The following is a 25,642-nucleotide window of genomic DNA, read 5'->3' on the forward strand; positions in this document are numbered from 1 at the left end:
GAGGGGCATCGGAATTTCCGGCCCACTGCAATAGAGTCGCGGAACAGACGCAGAACAGGCGTCGCTCGAATTGTCTCTCGCGGACCAAGGCGGAGGTCGGACATGCGCGTTCCCGCGCAATCGGTATGCACGGCGATCCGGGACGACATCGTCTCCGGTGTCTTCGAGCGGGGCGGGCGGCTGACCGAGGAGCAGCTCGCGCGCCGCTACGGGGTCTCCCGTGTCCCGGTCCGAGAGGCCCTGCGCACCCTGGAGTCCGAGGGCTTCGTCGTCACCCGCCGCCACGCCGGCGCCCACGTCGCCGAGCCCACCGAGCAGGAGGCGGCCGATCTGCTCGACATGCGGGCCCTGCTCGAACCGCTGGGCGCCGCCCGCGCCGCGCAGCGCCGCACCGAGGCGCACCTGAAGGTGCTGCGCGGCCTGGTCAGGCTGGGGCAGGAGCGGGCCAGGCGCGGCCAGGGCGAGGATCTGCGCTCGCTCGGGGGCTGGTTTCACGAGACGCTGGCGCAGGCCTCCGGCAGCCCGGCGCTGACCGCGCTGCTCACCCAGCTCCGGCACAAGATCGCCTGGATGTACGCGGTCGACCAGCCCACCCACCCCGTGGAGGCATGGTCCGAGCACGGCGCGATCGTGGACGCCGTCGCGCGCGGCGACGCCGAGCGGGCCAGGGCGCTGACGGCGCTGCACGCGGAGCGCTCGCTGGCGCTGCACCGGCTCAAAAGGCCGGACGGCGGCCGTGTGAGGGTTTCGCAACATGTCGTCAACACGGCGAGCGGCCAGAATTAACGCGCGCACCGTATACAAAGAAGAGTAATTCGGCGGAGCCTATTCGCGCTGCCCGGAAATGCTCGGAAATGCAGGCTCTGAAAACGAGAGAACCGCGGCCGCCGGAATTCCGGCAGTCGCGGTTCTCGTCGTACGGGAAAGCGGGGTCAGACGGTCTCGGGGAGCTCGTCGAGACCCTCGGCCACCAGCTTCGCGAGACGGTCCAGCGCGGCCTCGGCGCCGTCGGCCTCCGAAGCCAGGACGATCTCCTCGCCGCCCTGCGCGCCCAGGCCGAGCACCGCGAGCATCGAGGCGGCGTTCACGGGGGTGCCGTCGGACTTGGCGATCGTCACCGGAACGCCGGAAGCCGTGGCGGCACGGACGAAGATGGACGCGGGGCGGGCGTGGAGGCCCTCGGCCCAGCCGACGTTGACGCGGCGCTCAGCCATGGTGTTGCCCTTCAAGTCTCAAGCGGGTTGTCTAGACCAGTCTCTCATGGGACGCGCGGTGCTCGTGCCGACCTTCGGCCCGGATGCGACTGCCCTTCGGCCCTCCCCACCTTGCACGGCACGCACCCGCCGCGCGACCGGTGCCGGTGTCGTGGACCGGCCGTAGGCTGGCCCCATGCAGAGCGCGTCGGAGCAGTCGGAAGCGGCGGATCGACCGGCACCACCGGCATCACCGGAGCACGCCTATCCCGATCACTGGGAGGCGGACGTGGTGCTCCGGGACGGCGGCACCGCTCGCATCAGGCCGATCACCGCCGACGACGCCGACCGGCTGGTCAGCTTCTACGAGCAGGTGTCGGACGAGTCGAAGTACTACCGCTTCTTCGCGCCCTACCCCCGGCTCTCCGCCAAGGACGTCCACCGCTTCACCCACCACGACTTCGTCGACCGGGTGGGACTCGCCGCGACCGTGGGCGGCGAGTTCATCGCCACCGTCCGCTACGACCGCATCGACGAACGCGGCATGCCCGCCTCCGAACCGGCCGACGAGGCCGAGGTCGCCTTCCTCGTCCAGGACGCCCACCAGGGACGCGGCGTCGCCTCCGCCCTCCTCGAACACATCGCGGCGGTCGCGCGCGAGCGGGACATCAGACGCTTCGCCGCCGAGGTGCTCCCCGCCAACAACAAGATGATCAAGGTCTTCACCGACGCGGGCTACACCCAGAAGCGGAGCTTCGAGGACGGCTCCGTCCGGCTCCACCTCGACCTCGAACCGACCGACCGCTCCCTCGCCGTCCAGCGCGCGCGGGAGCAGCGCGCGGAGGCCCGGTCCGTCCAGCGGCTCCTCACCCCCCGCTCCGTCGCCGTCGTCGGCGCCGGGCGTGCCCCCGGCGGTGTCGGCCGGACCGTCCTCCGCAACCTCCTCGGCGCCGGCTTCACCGGCCGCGTCCACGCGGTGAACGCCGCGCTCACCGACGGGCCCGCGGAGCTCGACGGCGTCCCCGCCCACCCCTCCGTGGCGTCCATCGGCGAGCCCGTGGACCTGGCGATCGTCGCCGTCCCCGCCGAGCGGGTGCCGGAGGTCGTCGCCGACTGCGGCGAGCACGGAGTGCTGGGCCTCGTCGTCCTCTCCGCCGGATACGCGGAGAGCGGCCCGGCCGGCCGGGAGAGACAGCGCCAGCTCGTACGGCAGGCCCGCTCGTACGGGATGCGGATCATCGGGCCCAACGCCTTCGGGATCATCAACACCTCCGAGGACGTCCGGCTCAACGCCTCCCTCGCCCCCCACATGCCGGCCGCCGGGCGGATCGGCCTCTTCACCCAGTCCGGCGCGATCGGGATCGCCCTCCTCGCCGGACTCCACCGGCACGGCGCCGGGCTCTCCTCCTTCATCTCGGCCGGAAACCGCGCCGACGTGTCCGGCAACGACTTCCTCCAGCACTGGTACGACGATCCGGGCACGGACGTCGTCCTCCTCTACCTGGAGTCGATCGGCAACCCCAGGAAGTTCACCCGGCTGGCCCGCCGCACCGCCGCGGTCAAACCGGTCGTGGTCGTCAAGGGCGCCCGGCACAGCGGCAGCGCGCCGCCCGGCCACCGGGTGCCCGTCACCCGCATCCCGCACGCCACGGTCTCCGCGCTGCTGCGCCAGGCCGGGGTGATCCGCGTCGACACCGTCACCGAACTCGTGGACGCCGGACTGCTCCTCGCCGCCCAGCCGCTGCCCGCCGGACCGAGGGTCGCGATCCTCGGCAACTCCGAGTCGCTCGGTCTCCTCACGTACGACGCCTGCCTGACCGAGGGACTGCGCCCGCTGCGGCCGCTCGACCTGACGACCGCGGCGGGCCCGGCGGACTTCCGGGACGCGCTCGCGGCGGCGCTCGCGGACGAGACCTCGGACGCGGTCGTGGTGAACGCGATCCCCTGGGTCGGGGAGAACGGCGCCACCGAGTCCGGAGACGGGGAGGTCCTCGCCGCCTCCCTCCGCGAGGCCGTCGCCTCCGTCCCCGCCCCGGTGAAGCCCGTCGTCGTCGTCCACGTCGAGATGGGCGGCCTGGCGGAGGCCCTCGCGGTCGCGACGAGCACACGACCGACGCCGACAGGGACCCGTACGACGTCGGCAACGGCGTCGACATCGGCGTCCACACCGGCTTCGACACCGGCGTCGGGATCTGTATCGGGATCTGTGTCGGCGCCGGGATCCGACACGGCCCAGGCCTCCGCCCGCCTCACGACCTCCACCGGGTCCGACGCCGCGCCCCACGCGAGCGCCCCGCCCCCGGTGCCCCCGGCGCAGACCGCCACCCCCGCCGGCACCCGGAGTGCCGAGCAGGGCACCGCCGCCCAGGCCCCCGACCGGCCGGCCACCATCCCCGCCTACCCCGCCGCCGAGCGCGCCGTGCGGGCGCTGGCCGAGGCCGTGCGGTACGGGCAGTGGCGGCGGCAGGCCGCCGAGCCCGGGCGGGTGCCCGAGTACGAGGACATCGACGAGGCGGGCGCCGCCGCGCTCATCGAGCGCGTGCTCGGCGCCGGCGGCGACGGGGACAGCCGCGGTGTGACCCTCGACACCGAGGACGCCGGGGAGTTGCTCTCGCGGTACGGGATCACGGTCCTGCCCACCCTCCCCGCGCCCACCCCCGACGCGGCCGTCGCCGCCGCCCGCCGACTCGGCTACCCCGTCGCGCTCAAGACGACCGCGCCCCACCTGCGCCACCGCCCCGACCTCGGCGGCGTCCGCCTGGACCTGGCCACCGAGGAGCAGCTCCGCACCGCCTACGCCGAGCTGACCGAGGTCCTCGGCAAGCCCGAGGAGCTCCAGCCCGTCGTCCAGGCGATGGTGCCCCGGGGCGTCGACACCCTCGTCCGCTCCGCCATCGACCCCGCTGTCGGAGCCGTCCTCTCCTTCGGGCTCTCCGGAGCGGCCTCCGAGCTCCTCGGCGACACGGCCCACCGGCTGGTCCCGGCCACCGACCGGGACGCCGCCGAGCTCGTACGCTCCATCCGCACCGCCCCGCTGCTGTTCGGCTGGCGCGGATCCGCCCCGGTCGACACCCCTGCCCTGGAGGAGCTCCTGCTCAGGGTCTCCCGGCTCGTCGACGACCACCCGGAGGTGGTGGCGGTCTCCCTGGAGCCGGTCGTCGTGGCCCCGCGCGGACTGTCCGTCCTCGGGGCGACCGTCCGACTGGCCCCGCCCCCGCCCCGCACCGACCTCGGTCCGCGTCGCCTGCCGAGTTACTGAGGCTCTGAGGGGGCCCACGGCCCCGTAGGATGGAGTCCATGGCGAAGAGCGGTACGACGACCCAGGGGCTGCGCGCGGCGATCGAGCGCAGCGGCTACTACCCGGCCCTCGTGGCCGAGGCGGTGGAGGCCGCCGTCGGCGGCGAGGCCGTGGCGTCGTACGTGGTGCACCAGGAGACCACCTTCGACGCGAACGAGGTCCGGCGCCACGTCACCGTCCTCGTCCTGACGCCGCACCGCTTCATCGTGAGCCACACCGACGAGCAGGCCGCCGACACCAGCTCCCCGACGCCGTACGCCACGACGTCCACCGAGTCCGTGAAGCTCGACCGGATCTCCTCGGTCGTCGTCAGCCGCGTCGTCGCCAACCCCGAGTCGTACACCCCGGGCACGCTGCCCCGCGAGGTGGTGCTCACCATCGGCTGGGGCGCCGTCTCCCGTATCGACCTGGAGCCCGCCGCCTGCGGCGACGCCAACTGTGACGCCGACCACGGCTACACGGGCAACGCCACCGCCGACGACCTCAGCCTGCGGGTGAGCGAGGCCGGCGACGGTCCGGACACCGTCCGGCAGACCCTGGCCTTCGCCCAGGCGCTCTCCGAAGCGATCGCGGCCACCGCCGCCACCGCTCGCTGATGGTCCAGCCCGCCGCCGTCGCCCACGGCTGGCCCGACGACCCGGTCCCGCTGTCCCTGGACACCGCTCCGGTGCCCGAGTACACCTTCGGCTCCCTCGGCGACCTGCTCCCGACGCTCGTCGCGGCGCAGGGCGTGCCCGGCTTCGACCCGAGGATCGCCGAGCTGACCCCGGCCGACCGGAACTGCGTCTTCCTGATCGACGGACTCGGCTGGGAGCAGATCAAGGCCCATCCGGACGAGGCCCCGTACCTGACCTCGCTGCTCGGCTCCTCGCGCGGCGGCACGGGCCGCCCGGTCACCGCCGGCTTCCCCGCCACCACCGCGACCTCGCTCGCCTCGGTCGGCACGGGCCGCTACCCCGGTACGCACGGGCTGCCGGGCTACACCGTGCGCAATCCCGACACCGGCGAGCTGATGAACCAGCTGCGCTGGCGGCCGTGGACCGAGCCGCGCGTCTGGCAGCCGTACCCCACCGTCTTCCAGCTCGCGCACGCGGCCGGGATCCACACCGCCCAGGTGTCCTCCCCGATCTTCGAGCAGACCCCGCTCACCCAGGTCGCGCTCAGCGGCGGAACGTTTCACGGGCGGCTCAGCGGCGAGGAGCGCATGGACTTCTCCGCCGAGCAGCTCGCCGCCGGCGACCGCTCGCTGGTCTACACGTACTACAGCGAACTCGACGGGGCGGGCCACCGCTTCGGCATCGACTCCGACGCCTGGCGCGGACAGCTCATGTTCGTCGACCGGCTCGTGCAGCGTCTCGCGGAGCAGCTGCCGCCCCGCTCCGCGCTGTACGTCACGGCCGACCACGGCATGGTGGACATCCCCTTCGACGAGCAGCACCGCATCGACTTCGACGAGGACTGGGAGCTGCGCGCGGGCGTGGCCCTGCTCGGCGGCGAAGGCCGGGCCCGGCATGTGTACGCGGTGCCCGGCGCCGAGGCGGACGTCCTCACCTGCTGGCGCGAGGTGATCGGCGAGCAGTTCTGGGTGGCGAGCCGGGACGAGGCCATCGCCCTGGGCTGGTTCGGCGACGAGATCGACGATCGGGTGTACGGCAGGATCGGCGACGTCGTCGCCGCGGCCCATGACGACGTCGCGATCACCGCGTCCGTCAACGAGCCCCACGAGTCGGCGATGGTCGGCATGCACGGGTCCATGACCCCCGCGGAGCAGCTCGTCCCGCTGCTCGAAGTCCGTTCCTGAACCCTCGCCGCCCCACGCCTCACACCCCCCACGACCTGAAAGGTCCCTGACCCGTCATGCCCGAGCTGGTCTTCTTCTCCGGAACCATGGACTGCGGGAAGAGCACCCTGGCCCTCCAGATCGCCCACAACCGCGACGCGCGCGGGCTCCAGGGCGTGATCTTCACCCGCGACGACCGGGCGGGCGAGGGCAAGCTGTCCTCCCGGCTCGGTCTGGTGACGGAGGCGGTCGAGGCTCCGCAGGGCATGGACCTGTACGCGTATCTCGTCGCCCAGCTGTCCCAGGGCGGCAAGGCCGACTACGTGATCGTCGACGAGGCGCAGTTCCTCGCGCCGGAGCAGATCGACCAGCTCGCCCGTATCGTCGACGATCTCGGCCTGGACGTCTTCGCCTTCGGCATCACCACCGACTTCCGGACCAAGCTCTTCCCCGGTTCGCAGCGGCTGATCGAGCTGGCGGACCGGCTCGAGCAGCTCCAGGTCGAGGCGCTGTGCTGGTGCGGGGCAAGGGCCACGCACAATGCCCGTACGGTGGGCGGCGAGATGGTCGTCGAGGGTGCCCAGGTCGTGGTCGGCGACGTGAACCGTCCGGCGGGGGAGGTCGGTTACGAGGTGCTCTGCCGACGCCACCACCGTCGTCTCATGACCTCGTCCACGGCCCAAGCGGGCGCGCTCTCGCCCGACGTCCTGCCGGTCAACAACGCCTGACGAGGGCCTTGCCCACCCTCCGGTCGTCAACGCCTGACGGGCGCGTCACCCTCGCGGCGCGAGGGAGAGCGACGTCTGCTCGGTCAGGGCGCGGAGGAAGTCGGGTGCGTCGAAGATCGCGCCGGCGGAGGCCACGCCCACCGTCTTGATCCGGCCGGTGAGGACGCGCTGGACGGCTTCCACCGCGAGCGGTGCGCTGAAGGCGTAGATGTCCTGGCCGCTCGCCGTGGCGCGCCGTTCCTCGTCGCCGGAGCGCACGACGACATCGACGAGGAAGGTCTGGGCCGAGCGCCCGGCCTCGTCGACCGCGGTCGGCGCCGGCGTCTCCGGAGCCACCACGTCCTTCGCCGCCTCGACCGTCATGTAGGTGCGCACCTCGGGGACGGCCAGGTGGCTCGGGACGGTGACGACATCGGCCATGGTGAACTCGCCGATCACGGACCGGACCCCCATCGGTTCGGGGAAGGACCACTTCGTCGTCGGCGGAGCGTCGTCGCGGTACTGCATCCGGCCCTCGCTGAAGACGACGCGCCGGCCCTCCCTGCGCTGCCGGGAGACGGTGCCCGCGCTGCGGGTTCCGGCGGTGGGGTGCCAGCTGCTCAGCGCGTAGGCGACATGGGCTTCGTCGGCCGAGGTCCAGTCGCCCATCGCCGCGGTGACCAGCAGGTCGCCGAGGCCGCCGAAGAAGGCCATCGCCGGGATCACGACCGTGCCGGCGTCGGCGGCGCGCTCCGCGAACCGTGCGAACGTGTCGGCGTTGGCCTCGAGCTCGGCGGCCACGTCGACGTACGGGATCCCGGCGCGCAGCGCCGCCTCGATCACCGGGGCCGCCGTCGAGGCGAAGGGCCCGGCGACGTTGATCACGGCCGCCGCGCCGGCCAGGGCGCGGTCCAGTGAGGCCGCGTCGTCGACCGTGGCAGGCCGGACGGCGAGCCCCGGGTGGGACGCGCCGAGCGCCGCCAGCTTGTCCGCGTCGCGTCCGGTCAGGATCGGCACCAATCCCCGGTTCAGCAACTCCGCCACCACGAACCGCCCGGTGTGCCCGTAGGCACCGAACACCGCTACCGCCTGACCTGCCGTCATCGACTTCTCCCGCCGTTTCTTGCTGCTCTTGCCGTTCCCGTTTGTTCAACTGTGAACATCTTGCGGGGTGGTGGGCGGCCGGCGTGAGTGTCTGGAACGACATGCTGCGTACAATTACGGACATGAAGACCGTCGCGTTGGCCGTCACCGAGGGAATGCTGCACTTCGAACTCTCTCTGGCGTACGAGGTCTTCGGCTCCGACCTGACCCATCTGGGCGACCCCTGGTACGACTTCGCCCTCCACGGACCCGACGCCGTGCGGGTCGGCAGGTTCCGGCTGGAGCCCGACCATGGCCTCGACCGGCTTCCGTACGCCGACACGGTGATCGTCCCCGGCTGGGCCGACGTCGACGTGGATCCGCCCGCCGAGCTGGTCGACGCCGTGCGTGCGGCCCACGAGGCGGGCGCGCGGGTGGTCTCCCTGTGCACGGGCGCGTTCGTCCTCGCCGCCGCCGGGCTCCTCGACGGGCGGCGCGCGACCACGCACTGGTCGCACACCCGGGCCCTCGCCGACCGCTACCCCCGGGTCGAGGTCGATCCGGACGTGCTCTACGTGGACAACGGCAGCGTGCTCACCTCCGCCGGCAAGGCCGCCGCGATGGACCTGTGTCTGCATCTGGTCCGCCTCGACCACGGTTCGGCGATCGCCAACACGATCGCCCGCCGCCTGGTCGTGCCCCCGCACCGGGCCGGTGGGCAGGCCCAGTTCGTCACCGCTCCGGTGCCCGCCCAGGACGACCACCCGCTCACCGCCCTGCTGCCCTGGGCCGTCGAGCGCCTCGACCGGCCGCTGACCGTGGAGGACCTGGCCCGTCAGGCGCGCATGAGCTCGCGGAACCTGGGGCGCCACTTCAGGGCGGCGACCGGCACCACCCCGCTGCAGTGGCTGCTGACGCAACGCATCCGCCGCGCCCAGGAGTTGCTGGAGGCCACCGACGACGGCGTGGACGCCATCGCGACGGCGACCGGCATGGGTACCGCCACGACGCTGCGCCGGCACTTCAACCGCACGGTCGGGGTGCCCCCGGACACGTACCGCCGCACCTTCCGCGCACGGTCGCGCCCCGAAGGCCCCGGCCTCGGCTCCCTTATGCCTCCGGGGGCGTGACCGGCGGCGTCAGCGCGCGGGTCAGGTCGTCGAGGGCGGCGCCGCTGACGGGTGCCGTGCCCGTGAGGGTGCCGACGAGCGCTTGGGCGAGGACCGTCGCCGTACCGATCCGGGAGTCCTCGCGCTCGTCCCCGGTGGCCTTGCCGATCACGGCGTCGCGCACCGCCCGCGAGATCTCGTCGCCCGCGAACAGCTCGGGGAACGACAGCGCCATCATGCACACGCCCACGTTGGCGGAGAGGATCGACTGTCCGGCCAGTTCGGGGGTCATGCGCAGCCGCCCGGCGTCCCGGCAGCGCTCCACGGCCGTCAGGAGGATGGCCTGCGCCTCCTTGATCGCCTGCGGCTTGGCGTCGCCCGTCGGCGTGAACATCAGGCGGTACAGATACGGGTTGCGCAGCGCGAAAGCGACGTGACTGTCCCAGGCCGTCCGCAGGTCCGCCACGGGGTCGTCGGTGAGCGGATTACGCCGCTTGGCGGCGAGGAAGCGCTCGAAGCCGATGTCGGCGACGGCGGTGAGCAGCCCCTGCTTGTCGCCGAACTGGCGGTAGATCTCGGGCATGCCGACCTTCGCCCGGTCGCAGATGGCCCGCGTCGAGATGGCCAGGGCGTCCTTGGTGGCGAGCAGTTCCTCGGTGGCTTCCAGGATGCGCTCTCGTGCCGTCGACATGGCTCCCACGATAACAGCGCTAACACCGGGACCTGGGGGTTTGTGGGCGCTCGGGATACCTCCGCGGAATCGCGTTAGCGATGATTACGTAATGTGTTAGCGTGAAGAACGTCCGGGAGGTGGCCGCCTCCACGAAGGACCTCTCCTGGGCGCTCGGCTCCTCCTCGCCCCGTAAGCAACGAACCGGAAGGACCCCGCCATGACCGCGTCCACCACCCTGCGCGATGTGATCGGCCTGCCCCAGGATCTTCCGCGCCTGGCCGAGTCCACCCTGGTCATGATCGACTTCCAGAACACCTACCGCACCGGCGTCATGCTGCTCGACGGTGCCGAGGAGGCCGTGGCCGCCGGAGCCCGTCTGCTCGCGGCCGCCCGCGCGGCCGGCACGCCCGTCGTGCACGTCGTGAACGACGGCGGCGAGGGAACTCCCTACGACATCCGGGCCGAGATCGGCTCGATCAGCGCCGAAGTCGCCCCGATCGAGGGCGAGAAGGTGGTCGTCAAGCAGGTCCCGAACGCCTTCCACGCCACGGACCTGGAGCAGACCCTCAAGGACCTCGGCGTCGGCACCGGCGCCGACCTCGTCATCGCCGGATTCATGACGCACATGTGCGTCCTCTTCACCGCGCAGGGCGCCTTCAACCTCGGCTACCGCCCGACCGTCGTCGCCGAGGCCACCGCCACCCGCCCGCTGGCCGCGCCGGACGGCACCGTCCTCACGTCGGACGCGCTCCAGGCGGCGAGCCTGACGACGGTCTCCGACCTGTTCGGCACCGTCGCGCGCACGGTCGACGAGCTCGTGGCCCCGACACCGGCCGGCCGACCCGCGTAAAGGCCGACCGCACCGGGAGTTCACCCGGGGTGTACCGGAAAACCGCCTGATGATCGGTTACGGGTCGCCCGCCTCGGCGGTAATGGCGGTCGGCCCGTGACGACTCCACCTCCGGGCGTTCCCGCTCCGTGCGCCCCCCTGGAGGACGTGTGCCCCCCGCCGCCGAGACCGTGCTCGACGAGGTCGACGGCGGGGAGGGAGCGGGATCGTCGCGGCGCCGACCGGGACTCCGCTCGCGGGGGTGGCTCGTCCCGGCCGTCGCCGCCCCGCTCTCGGCCGCCCTGTTCACCGCCGTCCTGCTCGGCCTCGCGACCGCGCTGTCCCGCACGTACCCCTTCGGGCCCGTGACCAGGAACGTCGTCGACCTCGGCCAGCAGTACCTGCCGTATCACGCGTACTGGCGCGCCCTCCTGCTCGGCGAGACGTACGGCGACGCCTTCCTCAACTGGAACTCCGGCTTCGGCTCCAACTTCCTCGGCGACATCGGCACCTACCTGAGCAGCCCCTTCGATCTGCTGGTCGTCGCCTTCCCGGCGGACCGGATCGAGCTCGCCCTGTACGTCGTCACGGCCGCCAAGATCAGCGCCGCGGGCGGCGCGGCGGCGCTGCTGCTCGTACGGCTGCGCCCCGGCCCCTGGCCCGTCGCCGCCGCGCTCGGCACCGCGTACGCCCTCTCCGGGTGGACCCTCAACCACGGCGCCACCGTCCCCATGTGGCTCGACGGGCTTCTCGCCTTCCCGCTGCTCTGCCTGGTCGCCGAGTGGGCCCGCACCGGCCGCCGGCCCCTCCTCGGCCCCGTCGTCGTCGCCCTGGCCTGGATCGCCAACTTCTACACCGCCTACATGGCCACCCTCGGCGCGGCCGTCTTCCTCGTCGTCAGGCTCCTCACCGCGGAGGAGGGCGCGGCCGCCCGGCGGCGGATCGCCGGGGTCCTCCGTGCCGCGCGGAGCGTGCTCATCGGCATCGGGCTCGCCGCGCCGCTCGTCGTGGTCGTCTTCCTCGGCACCAAGGTCGCCGACCCGACCCCCGTGACGACCTTCGCGCCCGCCGCCCCGACGGATTTCCTCGCCCGGTTCCTGCCCGCCACCGCGGGCGTGACCAGCCCCGCCCTCTTCATCGGTACGCCCGCCCTCGCCCTCGCCCTGACCCTGCCCTTCAACCGGGCCGTCGCCCCGCGCGTCCGGGCCGGCTGGACGGTGGCGGTCGTCCTGGTGACGCTCTCTCTCCAGTGGGAGCCCACTCATCTGCTCTGGCACGCGGGCGCCTCGCCCAACGGCAATCCGTACCGTCAGACCTTCGTCCTGAGCGGCCTCCTGCTGATCGCCGCGTGGCTGTCGGTCGCCCGGGGAGTGCCCCGGCCGGCCGCGCTTCTCGCGAGCGGCGCGCTGCTCGGGGCCCTGGCGTGGGCGGCCGGGGGCAGCGTCGAGATCGACGACTGGACCTTCCCCGCGTTCCTCGCCGCCGCGGCCCTGACGCTCGCGGCCGCCCTCCTCGCCAGGCAGGACGTCCGCCGGAGGGCTGCCGGCGCAGACGGGAACGCCGCCGGCGCAGACGGGAACGCCGCCGGCGCAGACCGGAACGCCGCCGACGCCGGCCGGAACGCCGGCCGCGCCGGGCCCGGCCTTCCCGCCCTCTCCGCCCTCCCCCTCCTCTCCGTTCTGGCCGTGGTCCTCTTCGTCGCCGCCCAGGCCGGCGAGACGGTCGTCACCGGGAAGCGGATCGAGGAACAGCAGCGGAGCGAGGTCGCCTGGTCGCCCCGGACCGGCCCCTGGCACGTGTCCGCGGCCCGCGAGGTCGCGCGCGCGGACGCCTGGCCCCGCCACCGCACGGACCCCGGAGAGGTGCCCGGCGGCAACGACGTCCTGCTCGTCGGGGGCCAGGGCGCCGACTACTACAGCAGCCTCACCGCCGAGGTGACCTCCTCCACCCTCACCTCCCTGGGCTTCGGCCATTACGCCAAGGGCCGGCACCCGGTCACCCTCGACAACCCCGTGACCGACGTCCTCTTCTCCATCGGCACCCGGATGCGCTCGGAGCCCATGGAGCCGGTACGGCAGGACGCCCGGCCCCGCGCCGAGGTCACCGTCGCCACGACCCCCGTGCCGCCCCTGGTGACCGTCCGCCCCCGCGAAGCGCGTGCCCCGCGCCCGGAGGACTCCGCCTTCGTCCGCCAGGAACTCCTCCTCGGCTCCTCGGTGTACGAGCTGCCGCGGGACACGCGCCGCACCGGACGCACCCTCACCGCCCGCTGCCCGGCGGGCTCCGAGGTCTGGCTCTGGGCCCCCGAGTACGAGGGCTCGGCGAGGCTCGCGGGGGAGGGGACGAGTGCCGTCGACTTCGACGGCAGGCCCCCCGCCGTCACCGCGCCCATGCAGGCGCTCGGGACCGTGCCCGCCTCCGGTGAGGTGAGCATCGACCTGCTGCCCCGGAAGGCCGGGACCAAGCTGCCCCGCCAACCCGTCGGCTGCCTCGTCAGGGCCCGACTCGACACCGCCGTACGTCAGCTCACCGCCACCGGCGCCACCCGCGTGAGCGCCGGCGGCCACAGCGTCACGGCCGAACTGCCCCCGGGCAGCACGGGCGTCGCCGTGCTCGCCGCGCCCCGCATCTCCGGCTGGCGCTGCGCCGCGGGCGACGCGGAAGCCGCACCCGCCCGCGCGTATCAGGGGCTCGTCGCCGTCCCGCTCGACGGGCGGGCGACCACGGTGAACTGCTTCTTCCGGCCGCCGGGGCTCCGTCTCGGCGGCGCCGTCGGGGCGGCCGCGCTCCTCGCCCTGGCCGCGACGGCGGGTTTCCACCGGAGACGACAAGAGTTCACCCGGAGTGCACCCGCGGATCGTTCAGCCGGAAAAGTGGACGGCTAACCTGCCCGCCGTACCGGCGTTTTTTGTTCGATTCAGTGTGGGGATTCCGAGTGCCAAAGCTGTCCGTCGTCGTTCCGTTCCACAATGTCGGGCCCTATGCGCCCGACACCCTGCGGAGTCTCGCGAACAACGCGAACCCGGAATTCGAGTTCCTGCTGATCGACGACTGCTCGACGGACGACACCCCGGAAATCCTCGACCGCTGGCGCGACCGTCTCCCGAACGCCACCGTCATCCGGCACGAGACGAATCTCGGCGTCGCTCAGGCGCGCAACACCGGAATCGACGCGGCGAGGGGCGACTACCTCACCTTCCTGGACGGCGACGACTGGTACGCGCCCGGCCACCTGAGCGCCGCCGTGGCCGGGATCTCCCGTCTGGACTGTGATTTCGCCCGTACGGACCACGTCCTTGCGGAAGGCCGGAAGCGGCAGATCCGCTACGCCCCCGCCAAGATCCGCGACGCGGTGATGGACCCCAGGGACGGCATCTCGCCCGCCAGCATGGTGACGATGGTCGACTATCCCTTCGTCCCCTTCGGCATTTACAGCGGACGGCTCTTCGAGAAGGGCGCCTCGCGTTTCGAGACCTCTCTGAAAACAGCAGAGGACCGCCTCTGGGTATGGCGCCTCCACCTCAAGGCCCGGACATTCGCGGCGCTTTCCCTGCACGGTGTCTTCTACCGGCGGGGCGTCACCACCTCGCTCACCCAGATCACCGACAACCGGCAGCTGGACTTCATCACCTCGTACGATCTCCTGCTCGACGACGTCTCCCGGGACGCCGAGGCGGACCGGTTCCTGCCGAAGGCCGTCCGCACCTACTGCGCGATGATCGCCTTCCACATGGGCAAGGTCGGGAAGTACGAGCCCGAGGTCGCCGCCCGGCTGCGCACCGACGTCGGCGACGCCCTGCGCCGCATGCCGCAGCAGGTTCTCGATGAGACCCTCACGACCATGGACACCCCTCGCAGCACCCTCCTCCGGAGCCTGCGCGAAACCGGAAGGACCGCCTGACCCATGGCTCCCGACACGCACTCCGCCATGGCCTCCGGCTCGGCCCCCGACCCCCGCCTGGTGCAGATCTTCCAGGTGTCCACCCTCTACGGCGCGGCCACCCTCGCGGCCGCGCTGGACGCCGGACAGTTCGGCCCGCGCGAGGACGCCCGCCGGCTCCTGCTGATCTCGCACAACGCCGAGATCCCGGAGACCGCGCTGCGCCTGGAGACGATGACCGGCTACGAGCGGATCGCCGCCCGCTTCGACGGCACGCTCGACTGGAACGAGACGATCCACCCGTACCACCCCGCCGCCTGGGCGCCCCGGCCCGAGGAGACCCCGCTCTGGCAGCGCGTGCTGCGGACCGCCTGGGGCCTCGGCACGGCGAGGGTCGAGCTGATCGTCGAATCCATCCAGGTCAACCCGGCCAAGGCCCTCGCCGCCGCCTTCCCCGAGAGCTCGGTCGACGTCTACGCGGACGGCCTCATGAGCTATGGCCCGACGCGCTCGGACCTGGCCCAGTCGATCGCCATCCGCATCCGTCGGGTCCTCCACCTCGACCTCGTACCGGGGCTGCGGCCGCTGCTCCTGAGCGAGTACGGGGTCGAGCCCGAGCTCGTCCCCGACAGTGCCTTCCGCGCGGTGCTCGCCGAGATCGCCGACGCCTCCCTGGCCGACGAGCGGGCGGACGCGGAGGCGAACTCGCCGATCGCGCGGGCCGTCGCCGCCGAGCCGACGGCCCTCCTGCTCGGCCAGTACCTCGCCGCCCTCAACCTCCTCACCGCCGAGGAGGAAGAGGAGCTGCACGTACGGATGCTGCGCGGCGCGGCGGCCGCCGGACACGGTTCGGTGGTCTTCAAGCCGCACCCGACCGCGCCCGTCCGCTACTCCCAGGCCCTCGACGAGGAGGCGGCGGAGCTCGGCGTACGGCTCACGGTCCTCGACGGGCCGCTGCTCGCGGAGACCTTCTACGAGCGGTGCCGGCCGCGGCTCGTCGTCGGCTGCTTCTCCACGGCGATGCTCACCGCCGCCGTCTACTACGGCATCCCGATCGCCCGCGTGGGCACGGTCGAGGTCCTCGAACGCCTCACCCCCTTCGAGAACAGCAACCGGATCCCGCTCACCGTCGTCGACCACCTGGTCGCGGACCTGGAGGCGGGCGAGGAGCCGGCGGTACCCGGTACGGCCCCGGACTCGCTCTCGCCCCTGGTGCGGGCCGTCGGCTACTGCATGCGGCACAAGAGCCACCCGGGGCTCCGTGAGGAGGCCACCCGCTTCCTGGCCGAGCACCACGCGGAGCCGGGGATCGCGCACCACTTCACCGAGCTGCGGCTGAAGCAGCTCGGTCTGCCGGGAGCGGCGGAGGCTCTCGCACCCGCCCCTGAAGCGGAGCCGGCGGTCGCGACCGGCACCGGCACGTCGCGGTTCCGCCGCAGCCTCGCCAGGGCCCGCCGGCCCTGACCCGGAGGGCAGGCACAGGAGGGGGCAGGCGGGCAGGCGAGGTCGGTCAGGGTGCCGAGATCGGTCAGTGGTCGACGGACCTGACGAGCGTGAACACCGCGCCCTCGGGGTCCGTCACCAGGGCCTGCCGCCCCGCAGTGCCCTCCCTCGGCGGCTTCAGCACGTGCCCGCCGAGCTCCGCGACGAGCCGCGCGGCCCCGTCCGTGTCCTCGACCTCGAAGTACGTCATCCAGTGCGCGCCCCGTTCCCGGGGCAGCGCGTTCCCGACGCCGTGCAGGGAGGCCACCGGGCGGTCGTCCAGGTGGAGCGTGGCGAAGTCGAAGTCGGCCGAGACGACCGGTTCCACCTCGTAACCGAAGATCGACCGGTAGAACTTGGCGACCGAGGACGTCTCGTACGTGAGCAGCTCGTTCCACACCGGGGTCCCCGGAGGTCCGGCCATCGCCGTGCCGTGGTGCGCCTCCGCCTGCCAGATGCCGAAGACCGCGCCGACCGGGTCGGAGCAGAGCGCCAGTCGGCCGGCCTCGCCCGCGTCCAGCGGGCCGACCGCGACCGTGCCGCCGCAGCAGCGGATCGTCTCGGCGGTCTCGTCGGCGTCGTCGGTGGCCAGATAGGGCGTCCAGGCGATGGGCAGATGCCGGTCGGGCGGCAGCTGGCCGATGCCCGCCACCTCCTCGCCGTCGAGCAGCGCCCGGACGTACGGGCCGAGGTGCTGCGGGCCGGGCAGGAACTCCCAGCCGAAGAGCGCGTTGTAGAACTCCTGTGTCCCGTCAAGCCCGTGCACCATCAGGCTCACCCAACAGGGCGTGCCGGGTGTGCGCCGAGTCGCCTCGGTCATCGTCACTCTCTCCTCGGACCATCGTCGTGGCCGTGCCGCGTGCCTCATGGCCGATGGTCGCACCGACGGGCGGGCGGCGCGTCCCGGCCGCACCGACCGTAGGGGGGCGCGTTGTGGCGCGAGGGCGCCGGGATGTCCCTCCGCGGCCGTGGCGGCTGCGCGAGGATGGCACCCATGAAGCCCATCATCTCCGCAAGTGAACTTCTGAGCGAGTCGGCCGGGGCCCGGCCGCCGGTCCTCCTTGACGTCCGCTGGACGCTCGCCGGCCCGCCCGGACGGCCCGCGTACGAGGCCGGTCACCTCCCCGGCGCGGTCTACGTCGACCTGGACGCCGAACTCGCGGGACCGCCCGGGAGCGGCGGACGGCATCCGCTGCCCGACGTGGCGGCTTTCGGTGCCGTGATGCGCCGAGCGGGTGTCTCCGCGGATCGGCCCGTCGTCGTCTACGACGGCGGCCTCGGCTGGGGCGCGGCCCGTGCCTGGTGGCTGCTCCGCTGGGCGGGCCACCCCGACGTGCGGGTCCTGGACGGCGGCCTCGCGGCCTGGACCGGGGAGCTCTCCGAGAAGACCCCCGAGCCGGAGCCGGGCGACTTCCGGCCGGAGCCGGGCGCGCTGGGGCTGCTCGACGCCGACGGGGCGGCCGAGCTGGCTCACGCCGGGCTGCTCCTGGACGCCCGCGCCGCGGAGCGCTACCGGGGCGACGTGGAGCCGATCGACCGGGTCGGCGGGCACATCCCGGGCGCGGTCTCGGCCCCGACGACGGAGAACGTGGACGCGGACGGCCGTTTCCTGGGCGCCGAGGCGCTGCGGGACCGCTTCACGGCCCTGGGCGCGGCCGAGGACGCCCCGGTCGCGGTCTACTGCGGCTCCGGCGTCTCAGGCGCGCATCAGATCCTGGCCCTGGAGATCGCGGGCATCCCCGCGGCGCTCTACGCCGGCTCCTGGTCGGAGTGGTCCTCGGATCCCGTACGGCCGGTGGCCACGGGACCGGACCCGCAGTAGTACGGGGCGGGGCCCGTGGCGTCCGTACCCGTCCAGACGGGCGGCGTACGCGCCCCTACGGACGTGTGTGGACGTCCGTACGAGCGCCGTACGCGCCCCTACGGATGAGTACGGACGTCCGTACGGGCGCCGTACGCCGCGCCCCCCTACGCGAAAGGGCCCGCGCCGACCAGCTGCCCGGCGCGGGCCCTTTCGCGTACGGCTTTCACCCGCTCGCGCGGGGGCGGGTCACTCCTGCTTCTTGCGGCGCGTGCCGAAGACGATCTCGTCCCAGCTGGGCACCGCGGCGCGGCGGCCGGGGCGGACGCCGTCGGCCTCGGCCTGACGGTCGGTGGTGCCGGTGAGGCGGTCACGGTGGCCAGAGACGGCACGCGGCATCAGGACGTCGGCGTACGCGGCGCCCGCGCCCGCCGAGGCGGCCGGGGCCGGGGGCTCCTCCGCCTCCGGCTCCTCCGAGGGTTCCGTGTCCGGAGGCTCGGGCACGACCATGTCGCCGCGGAAGCTGGGGACGGCCTCCAGGAGGCTCGTCAGCGTGTCCCGCTCCTCCTCCGGCTCGGGCGCCGGGGCGGGCGTCCGGTCCAGCCGTTCCAGCTGGCGGTCGAGCGCCCGGTCCAGGGGCCTGTCCCGGGGCAGCCGGGCGATGCGCGGCACGAAGGGGAAGCTCGGCTCCGGCGCGGCGGCGATCGTGTCGTCCGTCTCGCCGATCAGCGCACGGGCCTCGTCGTCCACGGCCTGGACGAGCCGCCTGGGCGGGTCGTACGTCCAGCTGGCCGTGTGGACCTCGCCCGCGACGCGGTAGACGAGCAGCACCTCCCAGGTGCCGTCGTCGCGCCGCCACGAGTCCCACTGCACGGTGTCCTTGTCGGCGCCGCGCAGCAGCAGCCGCTCCTGCACCGCCTCGCCGAGCTGCGGGCCGCTGTTCTCCCCGGGCCTGCGGACCGGGGTCTTGCGGGCCCGCTCCGCCATGAAGGCGCGCTCCGCGAGGACGGGGCCCTCGAAGCGGCGTACGCGGTCGACGGGGATGCCGGCGAGCTGGGCGACCTCCTCAGCGGAGGCACCGGCTCGTATCCGTGCCTGGATGTCGCGGGGGCGGAGGTGGCTCTCCACCTCGATCTCGATCTGACCGAGACGCGCGCGGTCGTTGCGCACGGCGGCGCGGAGGCGCTCGTCGATCGGAAGTGTGTACTCCGTGCTGTCAGCAGCCTTCAGCACCAGTCGTGTGCCGTCGTTGGAGACGGCCACGACACGCAGTTCGGGCATGGGGACCTCCCGGGTGGTGCCTGCCGACGTCACGTGCGTCGCTGCTTCCGCTAGTCGAGTGTGGCCTGCCCGGGTGCAGCCTGCCACTACCTTGCCGAGTTGCCCGGCGTGTCGGGCATGGACCCTGGGGCGCCGTTATGGCACGGTTACCTGTTCGCCACTCAGAGTGACTGACGGTCACGCTGTGCAGCGGGTCTCCGTGCGGTGCAGCGGCGCCGCCGGTTCGAGTGCCGCGTTCGGCCCCCTCCCCGATCCCGGGCACCCGTGAAGGCGTCCGGACCCAGGGTTCGCCAATGTACTCCATTCGGGCCACTTGGGTGGACCGGCGCGCCGCCCAACTTCTCGGGCGGTACGGGAGTTGAGTCTCCGCGATCTTGCCCCGCACGTGTCCCTCTTCACAGAACCAGCAGAAGCGGAACTATTCCCTTCGCCCATTTGTCCCTTCTGGGTGCAAGGCGAACGGATGAGTCATCAGGGGTTGGAGATGCGTCACAGGCCGGAGACCGACACGGACGAGCCGGGGAATCCGGAGAAGACGGAGGTGGGAGGGGGCGCGGACACGGCGGAGGAGAGCACTCCCGGCAGGAGAAGGATCGACCTGAGCGTGGCCCAGGTCTCGGGCAGCGCCCTGGCCGCGGTCATCGCCGCCAAGCTCGCCTCCACCCTCGGGGTGTACGGCACGATCCTGGGCGCCGGCGTGATCAGCGTCATCGCCACCTGCGGCGGCCCGCTCTTCCAACACCTGTTCAGGCGCACGGGCGAGCAGGTGCGCGACGCGACCGCCGCCGCCAAGCCGAAGGCCCGTCAGGTGCCGCTCCCGGCCGCCCGCCCGGCGGGGGACGGGGACCGGCACACCCTGATGCTCGGCACGGTCCCACCGCCCGCTTCCGCGGACTCCGTCCCGTACGACGAGGAGTTCGGCGCGGCGACCACGCACGGCACCCGCGTCCGCGGCTGGAAGCGCCCGGCGATCGCCGCGGCCCTGGTCTTCGGCGTCACCATGGGCGGGATCACCGCCTACGAGCTGGTCTCCGGCCAGGACTTCAGCGGCACCCAGGGGACCACCACCTTCGGCTCCGTCGTCCGTGGCGGCGGGAGCTCCGGGCAGGACGCGCCGGACCGGGGCGAGGACCGGGCGCCGACACCGGCCGGCTCCGCCGGCGACACCGGGCAGCGGGAGAACGGAGACGGCACGCCCGCGACGGGCGCCACACCGGACCCGGACAAGCAGGGCGCCGGCACCGCGACCCCCGACCCGGACCCGACGTCCTCGGGCTCCGACGACGGCGGGTCGACGCCCACTCCGACGCCGACCGACCCCGACACCGACCCGACCACCGACCCCACGACCGGGCCGACCGATCCGGCCGGGCCGACGGAGCCCACGACCGGGCCCACGGACCCGGTGACGCCGACCGCGCCGACCGAGGCCCCGACCACCGGCGCCGCCGATCCCGGGGCCCCGACGACACCGGCCACCGGCGCCGCCGGCTGACGGTCAGTCGCCCAGGACCCGACGCAGGTAGTCGTTGGCGAAGAGCCGGTCGGGGTCCAGCCGGTCGCGCAGAGCCGTGAACTCGGCGAAGCGCGGGTAGACCTCGGAGAAGTAGGCGGCGTCCCGGGTGTGGACCTTGCCCCAGTGCGGGCGCCCCCCGTGCGCCGTCATGATGCGCTCCACCGCGGTGAAGTAGGCGCGGTGGGGCGTTCCCTTGTAGAGGTGGACGGCGACGTAGGCGGTCTCCCGCCCGGAGGCCGTGGACAGCGCGATGTCGTCCGCCGGGGCGGTACGCACCTCCACCGGGAAGCTCACCTTGAGCGGCGAGCGCTCGACCATCTCCTTGACCTCGCGCAGCGCCGAGACCGCCGCCTCACGCGGCAGCGCGTACTCCATCTCCAGGAAGCGCACACGGCGCGGCGAGGTGAAGACCTTGTACGGGATGTCGGTGTACGTACGGGCCGACAGGGCCCGGCTGGAGACCTTGGCGATTGAGGGGATGACCGGCGGGACCGCGCGGCCCACCGAGCAGGCGAGCTGGAAGAGCCCGTTGGAGAGGAGCTCGTCCTCGATCCAGCCGCTGACCTTCCCGGGAGGAGCGGCGGGGCCGGCGCTGCGGTTGTTGCGCTTGGTGTTGCAGTTGTCCGTGTGGGGGAACCAGTAGAACTCGAAGTGCTCGTTCTCCGCGTGCAGGGCGTCGAACTCCGAGGTGACCCGGTCGAAGGTCATCGGCTCCTCGCGGGCGGTGAGCAGGAAGACCGGCTCCACCGCGAAGGTGATGGCGGTGACCACGCCGAGGGCGCCGAGCCCGATCCGGGCGGCCGCGAAGACCTCGGGGTTCTCCTTCTCCGAGCAGGTCAGCAGCTGCCCGTCCGCCGTGACCAGCTCCAGCTCGCGGATCTGCGCCGCTATCGAGGCGGAGTCGCGGCCCGTGCCGTGGGTGCCCGTGGAGGTGGCCCCGGCGACGGTCTGCTCCATGATGTCGCCCATGTTCGTGAGCGACAGGCCCTCCCGGGCCAGTGCCACGTTGAGCCGCTTGAGCGGGGTGCCCGACTCGACCGTGACGGTCATCGCCCCGCGGTCGATGCGCCGGATGCCGGTCAGCAGCCCCGGCCTGATCAGTACGCCGTCGGTGGCCGCGATCGAGGTGAAGGAGTGGCCGGTACCGACCGTCTTCACCCGCAGCCCGTCCGAGGCCGCCTTGCGCACCACGTCGGCCAGCTCCTCGGCCGAGGCCGGGCTCACCTCCCGCACAGGACGGGAGGTGACGTTCCCCGCCCAGTTACGCCACGGGCTGCTCGCCGTCCTGGTGCTCCCCGACCCCGCTGTTGTCGTCCCGCTCACGCTTCCCCTCCCGGTTCGGCGCCGGCCTGCGCAGCCGGCGGTGTCCGAGGAGACCCACCGCGACCGCGAGCGCACCCGAGACGACGGGCACCACGTACCCCGCCTCGGCCCCGGACGCGTCGACCACCCAGCCGGCGGCCGAGGAGCCGAGCGCCACGCCGATCGCGAGCCCGGTACCCGTCCAGGTCATGCCCTCGGTCAGCTTGGTGCGCGGTACGTGCGCTTCGACGAGGGCCATGGTGGTCACCATCGTCGGTGCGATGGACAGGCCCGCGACAAAGAGCGCCACGGCCAGCAACGGCAAGTTCCCGGCCAGTAGGAGGGGGATCATACTCACGGCCATCGCGCAGACGCCCAGGAGCCAGCGTCGGGACGGCTCGCCCTTGAGGTGCAGCAGTCCGAAGACGGCGCCGGCGAGGCAGGAGCCCAGGGCGTAGACGGCCAGGACGAGGCTCGCGGCGGCTTTGTGGCCCTGCTCCTCGGCGAAGGCCACGGTCACCACGTCCACCGAGCCGAAGATGGCTCCGGTGGCGACGAAGGCGAGGGCCAGGACCTGGAGGCCGGGGGAGCGGAGCGCGGACACGCTCTTCTCGCCGATCACCGGGGGGTGCGGCACGGGCTCCGTCGCGCGCTGCGCGGTCAGCCAGAAGACGCCGATGGCCAGGAACACCGCGGCGAACAGCGGGCCGGCCTCGGGGAACCAGGTGGTCGACAGGCCGATGGAGATGATCGGGCCGAAGATGAAGCACACCTCGTCGACGATCGACTCCCACGAGTACGCGGTGTGCAGGCGCCGCTCGTCACCCCGGTAGATCGACGCCCACCGGGACCGGGTCATCGCCCCGATGCTCGGCACACAGCCGATCACGGCCGTGAAGACGAAGAGCGTCCAGTCCGGGGCCTGCTGCTGCACGCAGACGAGGAGTCCGGCGGCGGCGGCGAGCGAGACCAGGGTGACCGGGCGGAGCACCTTGCGCTGTCCGTGGCGGTCGACCAGGCGCGAGACCAGCGGGCCGAGGACCGCGGCGGACATCGCGAGCGTCGCCGAGAGGGCGCCGGCGAGTCCGTACCGGCCCGTGACCTGCGAAATCATGGTGACGACGCCGATGCCCATCATGGACAGCGGCATGCGTCCGAAGAATCCGGCGACGGAGAACGCGGTGGTGCCGGGCGCGGCGAAGATCGCGCGGTAGGGGCTGGGCAAGAGGATCTCCGGATCTCCGGGCTTCGGAGCGGGCTCCGCGCGACCAGTCAACACGTGTAATTAATAGCTAAAGCCTACGGTGTTGAAGTCGATCGGTCATCCCCCTTTTTTCGGACGAGGACCGCCTTTCCGGACGAGTACCGCCGCACGCGCGCCGTCGGACGGGCCGCGCCCTGCGACACCGGAGGCGGGTGGGAGGATCGGGCCATGTCCGATCAGCACGATCCCGCCCCGTACGACGCCCTGCTGCTGCTCTCGTTCGGCGGCCCCGAGGGCCCGGACGACGTGGTCCCGTTCCTGGAGAACGTGACGCGCGGCCGAGGCATTCCGAAGGAACGGCTCAAGGAAGTGGGGCAGCACTACTTCCTCTTCGGCGGCGTCAGCCCGATCAACGACCAGAACCGCGCGCTGCTCGACGCGCTGCGGACGGACTTCGCGGAGGCCGGCCTCGACCTCCCGGTCCACTGGGGAAACCGGAACTGGGCGCCGTACCTCACCGACACCCTCCGCGAGATGATCACCGACGGCCGGCGCCATATCGCCGTCCTCACCACCAGCGCGTACGCCTCCTACTCCGGCTGCCGTCAGTACCGCGAGAACCTCGCCGACGCGCTCGCGACCCTGGAAGCGGAGGGACTCCCGCTGCCCCGTGTCGACAAGCTCCGGCACTACTTCAACCACCCCGGCTTCGTCGAGCCCATGGTCGAGGGCGTCCTCGCCTCTCTCGCGGAGCTCGACCCGTCCGTCCGCGACGGGGCCCACCTCGCCTTCACCACCCACTCCATCCCCGACTCCGCCGCCGACAGCTCCGGACCGGTCGCCGAGCACGGCGAGGGCGGTGCCTACGTACGCCAGCACCTCGACGTGGCCCAGGTGATCGTCGAGGCCGTCCGCGAGGCGACCGGCGTCGCGTACCCCTGGAAGCTCGTCTACCAGTCCCGCAGCGGCGCCCCGCACATCCCGTGGCTCGAGCCCGACATCTGCGACCACCTGGAGGAGCTGCACGGCGCCGGGGTGTCCGCGGCCGTCATGGTCCCCATCGGCTTCGTCTCCGACCACATGGAGGTCCTGTACGACCTCGACACGGAGGCCACCGCCAAGGCGGCCGAGCTCGGCCTGCCCGTCCGGCGCTCGGCGACCGTCGGGGCCGACCCGCGCTTCGCCGCGGCCGTCCGCGACCTCGTCCTGGAGCGAGCGGCCGGCGAGCGGGGCACCCGGGTGGAGCGATGCGCCCTGGGCGCGCTCGGCGCCTCCCACGACCTGTGCCCGATCGGCTGCTGCCCGGCCAGGGCGGAGCGGCCGGCGGCCGCCGGTGCCGACAGCCCGTACGCGTAAGGAGCCCCTGTGACCGACCTGAACGGAGTGACCGACGTGACCGACCCGCTGCTCGCCGAACTGCTCGACCTCGGCCTGGAGGCCGCACGGCGGGCCGGAGCCCTCCTCCGCGACGGCCGCCCGGACGACCTGACCGTGGCCAAGACCAAGACGAGCCCCATCGACGTGGTCACCGAGATGGACATCGCCGCCGAGAAGCTGATCACCGGCTTCCTCGCCGAACACCGTCCGCAGGACGGCTTCCTCGGCGAGGAGGGCGCGTCGAGCCCCGGCACGAGCGGGATCCGCTGGGTGATCGACCCGCTCGACGGCACCGTGAACTACCTCTACGGCCGGCCGACCTGGGCGGTCTCCATCGCCGCCGAGCGCGACGGCGAGACCGTGGTCGGCGTGGTCGAGGCGCCGATGCGCGGAGAGACCTACCGGGCGGTCCTCGGCGGCGGCGCGTACGCGGGGGAGCGGCGCCTCGCGGCCCGTCCCTCGCCCGAGCTCGACCAGGCCCTCGTGGGCACCGGCTTCGGATACATCCAGTCCCGCCGCGCCCACCAGGCCGACGTCGCCCAGCGCGTGATCCCGCGCGTCCGCGACATCCGCCGCGGCGGCTCGGCCGCGATCGACCTCTGCGACGTCGCGGCCGGCCGCCTCGACGCGTACTACGAGCGCGGACTCAACCCCTGGGACCTCGCCGCGGGGGCGCTCATCGCCCGCGAGGCGGGCGCCCTGACCGGTGGCCGACCGGGGGAGCCGGAGTCGGGCGAGCTGACCCTGGCGGCCTCCCCGGGCGTCTTCGCGCTCCTCCAGGAGCTCCTGGAGGAGCTCGGCGCCTGGCACGACTAGCGGATTCCCGGTCTCCTCCGAGACCGGACGCGCGAAGGCCCGGAGCCGATGCGGCTCCGGGCCCTCGCGCGTGTAGGGGTCGGTCAGTAGCCCGGCGAGGCGACCTCCACGCCGTGCTCGGCGGCCAGGCGGTGCAGGTCGTCAAGCTCGGCCTGCTCGACGTCCGCGAGGAAGTCGTCGCCCGTCTCACGAGCGCGCGTGAGGTCGGTCTGCGCGGCCCTGATCCGGTGCAGCAGTCCTGCGGTGAAAGCGTCCATCGTGCGCCCCCTCGTCGTGGGTCCGGTGGCACGGGGGTGTGCCGAGGGTGGGTG

General features: G+C 73.0%; 22 protein-coding genes. 14 read left to right on the forward strand and 8 right to left on the reverse strand.

What is annotated here, in order from left to right:
• The first annotated feature begins 102 nt into the window (after positions 1–102).
• A complete protein-coding gene (locus SGA01_RS08580; protein ID WP_141294913.1) occupies positions 103–786 on the forward strand; it encodes a GntR family transcriptional regulator in 684 nt (227 codons plus the stop codon).
• Positions 787–932: 146 nt separating this feature from the next.
• Here SGA01_RS08580 and SGA01_RS08585 read toward each other — a convergent pair whose 3' ends face one another.
• On the reverse strand, positions 933–1,214 hold the full coding sequence (locus tag SGA01_RS08585; RefSeq protein WP_015036698.1) for an HPr family phosphocarrier protein: 282 nt from the start codon (positions 1,212–1,214) through the stop codon (positions 933–935).
• Between the two features lie 175 nt (positions 1,215–1,389).
• On the opposite strand from SGA01_RS08585, the gene SGA01_RS08590 reads away from it, so the two are divergent.
• Genes SGA01_RS08590 through SGA01_RS08605 form a run of 4 tightly spaced genes read left to right on the forward strand, consistent with a single transcriptional unit; the run spans position 1,390 to position 6,999 of the window.
• A complete protein-coding gene (locus SGA01_RS08590) occupies positions 1,390–4,452 on the forward strand; it encodes a bifunctional acetate--CoA ligase family protein/GNAT family N-acetyltransferase (RefSeq protein ID WP_141294915.1) in 3,063 nt (1,020 codons plus the stop codon).
• Between the two features lie 38 nt (positions 4,453–4,490).
• Positions 4,491–5,087, forward strand: a complete 597-nt coding sequence (locus tag SGA01_RS08595) for a DUF5998 family protein (RefSeq protein WP_055645982.1) — start codon at positions 4,491–4,493, stop codon at positions 5,085–5,087.
• Positions 5,087–6,292 (forward strand): alkaline phosphatase family protein, encoded by a 1,206-nt coding sequence (locus SGA01_RS08600; protein ID WP_141294917.1) that lies wholly within the window; start codon positions 5,087–5,089, stop codon positions 6,290–6,292. The genes SGA01_RS08595 and SGA01_RS08600 overlap by 1 nt, the downstream gene beginning before the upstream one ends.
• 56 nt (positions 6,293–6,348) lie before the next feature.
• Positions 6,349–6,999 (forward strand): thymidine kinase, encoded by a 651-nt coding sequence (locus tag SGA01_RS08605; RefSeq protein ID WP_141294919.1) that lies wholly within the window; start codon positions 6,349–6,351, stop codon positions 6,997–6,999.
• A 45-nt stretch (positions 7,000–7,044) separates the two neighbouring features.
• On the opposite strand, the gene SGA01_RS08610 is transcribed toward SGA01_RS08605, so the two are convergent.
• Complete coding sequence (locus tag SGA01_RS08610) at positions 7,045–8,082, reverse strand: saccharopine dehydrogenase family protein (RefSeq protein ID WP_141294921.1); 1,038 nt, start codon at positions 8,080–8,082, stop codon at positions 7,045–7,047.
• A gap of 122 nt (positions 8,083–8,204) precedes the next feature.
• Here SGA01_RS08610 and SGA01_RS08615 point away from each other — a divergent pair, with 122 nt between their 5' ends.
• The gene (locus tag SGA01_RS08615; RefSeq protein ID WP_141294923.1) at positions 8,205–9,191 is read left to right on the forward strand and encodes a helix-turn-helix domain-containing protein; all 987 of its coding nucleotides are present in this window, start codon (positions 8,205–8,207) and stop codon (positions 9,189–9,191) included.
• On the opposite strand, the gene SGA01_RS08620 is transcribed toward SGA01_RS08615, so the two are convergent.
• On the reverse strand, positions 9,172–9,861 hold the full coding sequence (locus tag SGA01_RS08620) for a TetR/AcrR family transcriptional regulator (protein WP_141294925.1): 690 nt from the start codon (positions 9,859–9,861) through the stop codon (positions 9,172–9,174). The two genes, SGA01_RS08615 and SGA01_RS08620, sit on opposite strands and share 20 nt — an antisense overlap.
• Positions 9,862–10,060: 199 nt before the next feature.
• On the opposite strand from SGA01_RS08620, the gene SGA01_RS08625 reads away from it, so the two are divergent.
• From SGA01_RS08625 to SGA01_RS08640, 4 genes are all read left to right on the forward strand, one after another.
• Positions 10,061–10,693 carry an isochorismatase family protein gene (locus SGA01_RS08625; protein WP_141294927.1) on the forward strand — a complete coding sequence of 211 codons (633 nt, stop codon included), beginning with the start codon at positions 10,061–10,063 and terminating at the stop codon, positions 10,691–10,693.
• A gap of 149 nt (positions 10,694–10,842) precedes the next feature.
• Positions 10,843–13,557: a YfhO family protein gene (locus SGA01_RS08630; protein WP_141294929.1), complete on the forward strand. Its 2,715-nt coding sequence runs from the start codon at positions 10,843–10,845 to the stop codon at positions 13,555–13,557.
• A gap of 50 nt (positions 13,558–13,607) precedes the next feature.
• Positions 13,608–14,573, forward strand: coding sequence for a glycosyltransferase family 2 protein (locus tag SGA01_RS08635; RefSeq protein WP_141294931.1), 966 nt, complete (start codon positions 13,608–13,610; stop codon positions 14,571–14,573).
• A 3-nt stretch (positions 14,574–14,576) separates the two neighbouring features.
• On the forward strand, positions 14,577–16,016 hold the full coding sequence (locus tag SGA01_RS08640) for a polysialyltransferase family glycosyltransferase (RefSeq protein WP_141294933.1): 1,440 nt from the start codon (positions 14,577–14,579) through the stop codon (positions 16,014–16,016).
• Between the two features lie 64 nt (positions 16,017–16,080).
• Here the strand turns inward: SGA01_RS08640 and SGA01_RS08645 are convergent, their stop codons facing one another.
• Entirely contained in the window at positions 16,081–16,854 is a 774-nt protein-coding gene (locus tag SGA01_RS08645) for a VOC family protein (protein WP_141294935.1), read from the reverse strand.
• A 174-nt stretch (positions 16,855–17,028) separates the two neighbouring features.
• Here SGA01_RS08645 and SGA01_RS08650 point away from each other — a divergent pair, with 174 nt between their 5' ends.
• Positions 17,029–17,856 carry a sulfurtransferase gene (locus tag SGA01_RS08650; RefSeq protein WP_141294937.1) on the forward strand — a complete coding sequence of 276 codons (828 nt, stop codon included), beginning with the start codon at positions 17,029–17,031 and terminating at the stop codon, positions 17,854–17,856.
• A 228-nt stretch (positions 17,857–18,084) separates the two neighbouring features.
• On the opposite strand, the gene sepH is transcribed toward SGA01_RS08650, so the two are convergent.
• On the reverse strand, positions 18,085–19,149 hold the full coding sequence (gene sepH / locus SGA01_RS08655) for a septation protein SepH (protein ID WP_141294939.1): 1,065 nt from the start codon (positions 19,147–19,149) through the stop codon (positions 18,085–18,087).
• A 445-nt stretch (positions 19,150–19,594) separates the two neighbouring features.
• On the opposite strand from sepH, the gene SGA01_RS08660 reads away from it, so the two are divergent.
• On the forward strand, positions 19,595–20,611 hold the full coding sequence (locus tag SGA01_RS08660; protein WP_435841458.1) for a hypothetical protein: 1,017 nt from the start codon (positions 19,595–19,597) through the stop codon (positions 20,609–20,611).
• A gap of 3 nt (positions 20,612–20,614) precedes the next feature.
• Here SGA01_RS08660 and SGA01_RS08665 read toward each other — a convergent pair whose 3' ends face one another.
• The gene (locus SGA01_RS08665) at positions 20,615–21,955 is read right to left on the reverse strand and encodes a D-arabinono-1,4-lactone oxidase (RefSeq protein ID WP_141294941.1); all 1,341 of its coding nucleotides are present in this window, start codon (positions 21,953–21,955) and stop codon (positions 20,615–20,617) included.
• Positions 21,894–23,159, reverse strand: coding sequence for an MFS transporter (locus SGA01_RS08670; RefSeq protein ID WP_141294943.1), 1,266 nt, complete (start codon positions 23,157–23,159; stop codon positions 21,894–21,896). Before SGA01_RS08670 ends, SGA01_RS08665 begins: the two co-directional genes overlap by 62 nt.
• Positions 23,160–23,366: 207 nt before the next feature.
• Here SGA01_RS08670 and SGA01_RS08675 point away from each other — a divergent pair, with 207 nt between their 5' ends.
• Together SGA01_RS08675 and SGA01_RS08680 are read left to right on the forward strand one after the other, a co-directional pair.
• Entirely contained in the window at positions 23,367–24,494 is a 1,128-nt protein-coding gene (locus SGA01_RS08675; RefSeq protein ID WP_141294945.1) for a ferrochelatase, read from the forward strand.
• Positions 24,495–24,530: 36 nt separating this feature from the next.
• Positions 24,531–25,331 carry an inositol monophosphatase family protein gene (locus SGA01_RS08680; protein WP_141295354.1) on the forward strand — a complete coding sequence of 267 codons (801 nt, stop codon included), beginning with the start codon at positions 24,531–24,533 and terminating at the stop codon, positions 25,329–25,331.
• Positions 25,332–25,414: 83 nt separating this feature from the next.
• Here the strand turns inward: SGA01_RS08680 and SGA01_RS40955 are convergent, their stop codons facing one another.
• Entirely contained in the window at positions 25,415–25,588 is a 174-nt protein-coding gene (locus SGA01_RS40955; protein ID WP_167534050.1) for a hypothetical protein, read from the reverse strand.
• Positions 25,589–25,642 lie beyond the last annotated feature (54 nt).

Origin of the sequence: Streptomyces gardneri, assembly GCF_006539185.1 — a bacterium.
Taxonomy (GTDB): Bacteria; Actinomycetota; Actinomycetes; order Streptomycetales; family Streptomycetaceae; genus Streptomyces; species Streptomyces gardneri.

What these genes read in the sequence shown, in the direction of transcription:
- SGA01_RS08580 (WP_141294913.1), top strand. Translation starts at nt 103, where the DNA reads ATGCGCGTTCCCGCGCAATCGGTATGCACGGCGATCCGGGACGACATC.
- SGA01_RS08585 (WP_015036698.1), bottom strand. Translation starts at nt 1,214, where the DNA reads ATGGCTGAGCGCCGCGTCAACGTCGGCTGGGCCGAGGGCCTCCACGCC.
- SGA01_RS08590 (WP_141294915.1), top strand. Translation starts at nt 1,390, where the DNA reads ATGCAGAGCGCGTCGGAGCAGTCGGAAGCGGCGGATCGACCGGCACCA.
- SGA01_RS08595 (WP_055645982.1), top strand. Translation starts at nt 4,491, where the DNA reads ATGGCGAAGAGCGGTACGACGACCCAGGGGCTGCGCGCGGCGATCGAG.
- SGA01_RS08600 (WP_141294917.1), top strand. Translation starts at nt 5,087, where the DNA reads ATGGTCCAGCCCGCCGCCGTCGCCCACGGCTGGCCCGACGACCCGGTC.
- SGA01_RS08605 (WP_141294919.1), top strand. Translation starts at nt 6,349, where the DNA reads ATGCCCGAGCTGGTCTTCTTCTCCGGAACCATGGACTGCGGGAAGAGC.
- SGA01_RS08610 (WP_141294921.1), bottom strand. Translation starts at nt 8,082, where the DNA reads ATGACGGCAGGTCAGGCGGTAGCGGTGTTCGGTGCCTACGGGCACACC.
- SGA01_RS08615 (WP_141294923.1), top strand. Translation starts at nt 8,205, where the DNA reads ATGAAGACCGTCGCGTTGGCCGTCACCGAGGGAATGCTGCACTTCGAA.
- SGA01_RS08620 (WP_141294925.1), bottom strand. Translation starts at nt 9,861, where the DNA reads ATGTCGACGGCACGAGAGCGCATCCTGGAAGCCACCGAGGAACTGCTC.
- SGA01_RS08625 (WP_141294927.1), top strand. Translation starts at nt 10,061, where the DNA reads ATGACCGCGTCCACCACCCTGCGCGATGTGATCGGCCTGCCCCAGGAT.
- SGA01_RS08640 (WP_141294933.1), top strand. Translation starts at nt 14,577, where the DNA reads ATGGCTCCCGACACGCACTCCGCCATGGCCTCCGGCTCGGCCCCCGAC.
- SGA01_RS08645 (WP_141294935.1), bottom strand. Translation starts at nt 16,854, where the DNA reads ATGACCGAGGCGACTCGGCGCACACCCGGCACGCCCTGTTGGGTGAGC.
- SGA01_RS08650 (WP_141294937.1), top strand. Translation starts at nt 17,029, where the DNA reads ATGAAGCCCATCATCTCCGCAAGTGAACTTCTGAGCGAGTCGGCCGGG.
- SGA01_RS08675 (WP_141294945.1), top strand. Translation starts at nt 23,367, where the DNA reads ATGTCCGATCAGCACGATCCCGCCCCGTACGACGCCCTGCTGCTGCTC.
- SGA01_RS40955 (WP_167534050.1), bottom strand. Translation starts at nt 25,588, where the DNA reads ATGGACGCTTTCACCGCAGGACTGCTGCACCGGATCAGGGCCGCGCAG.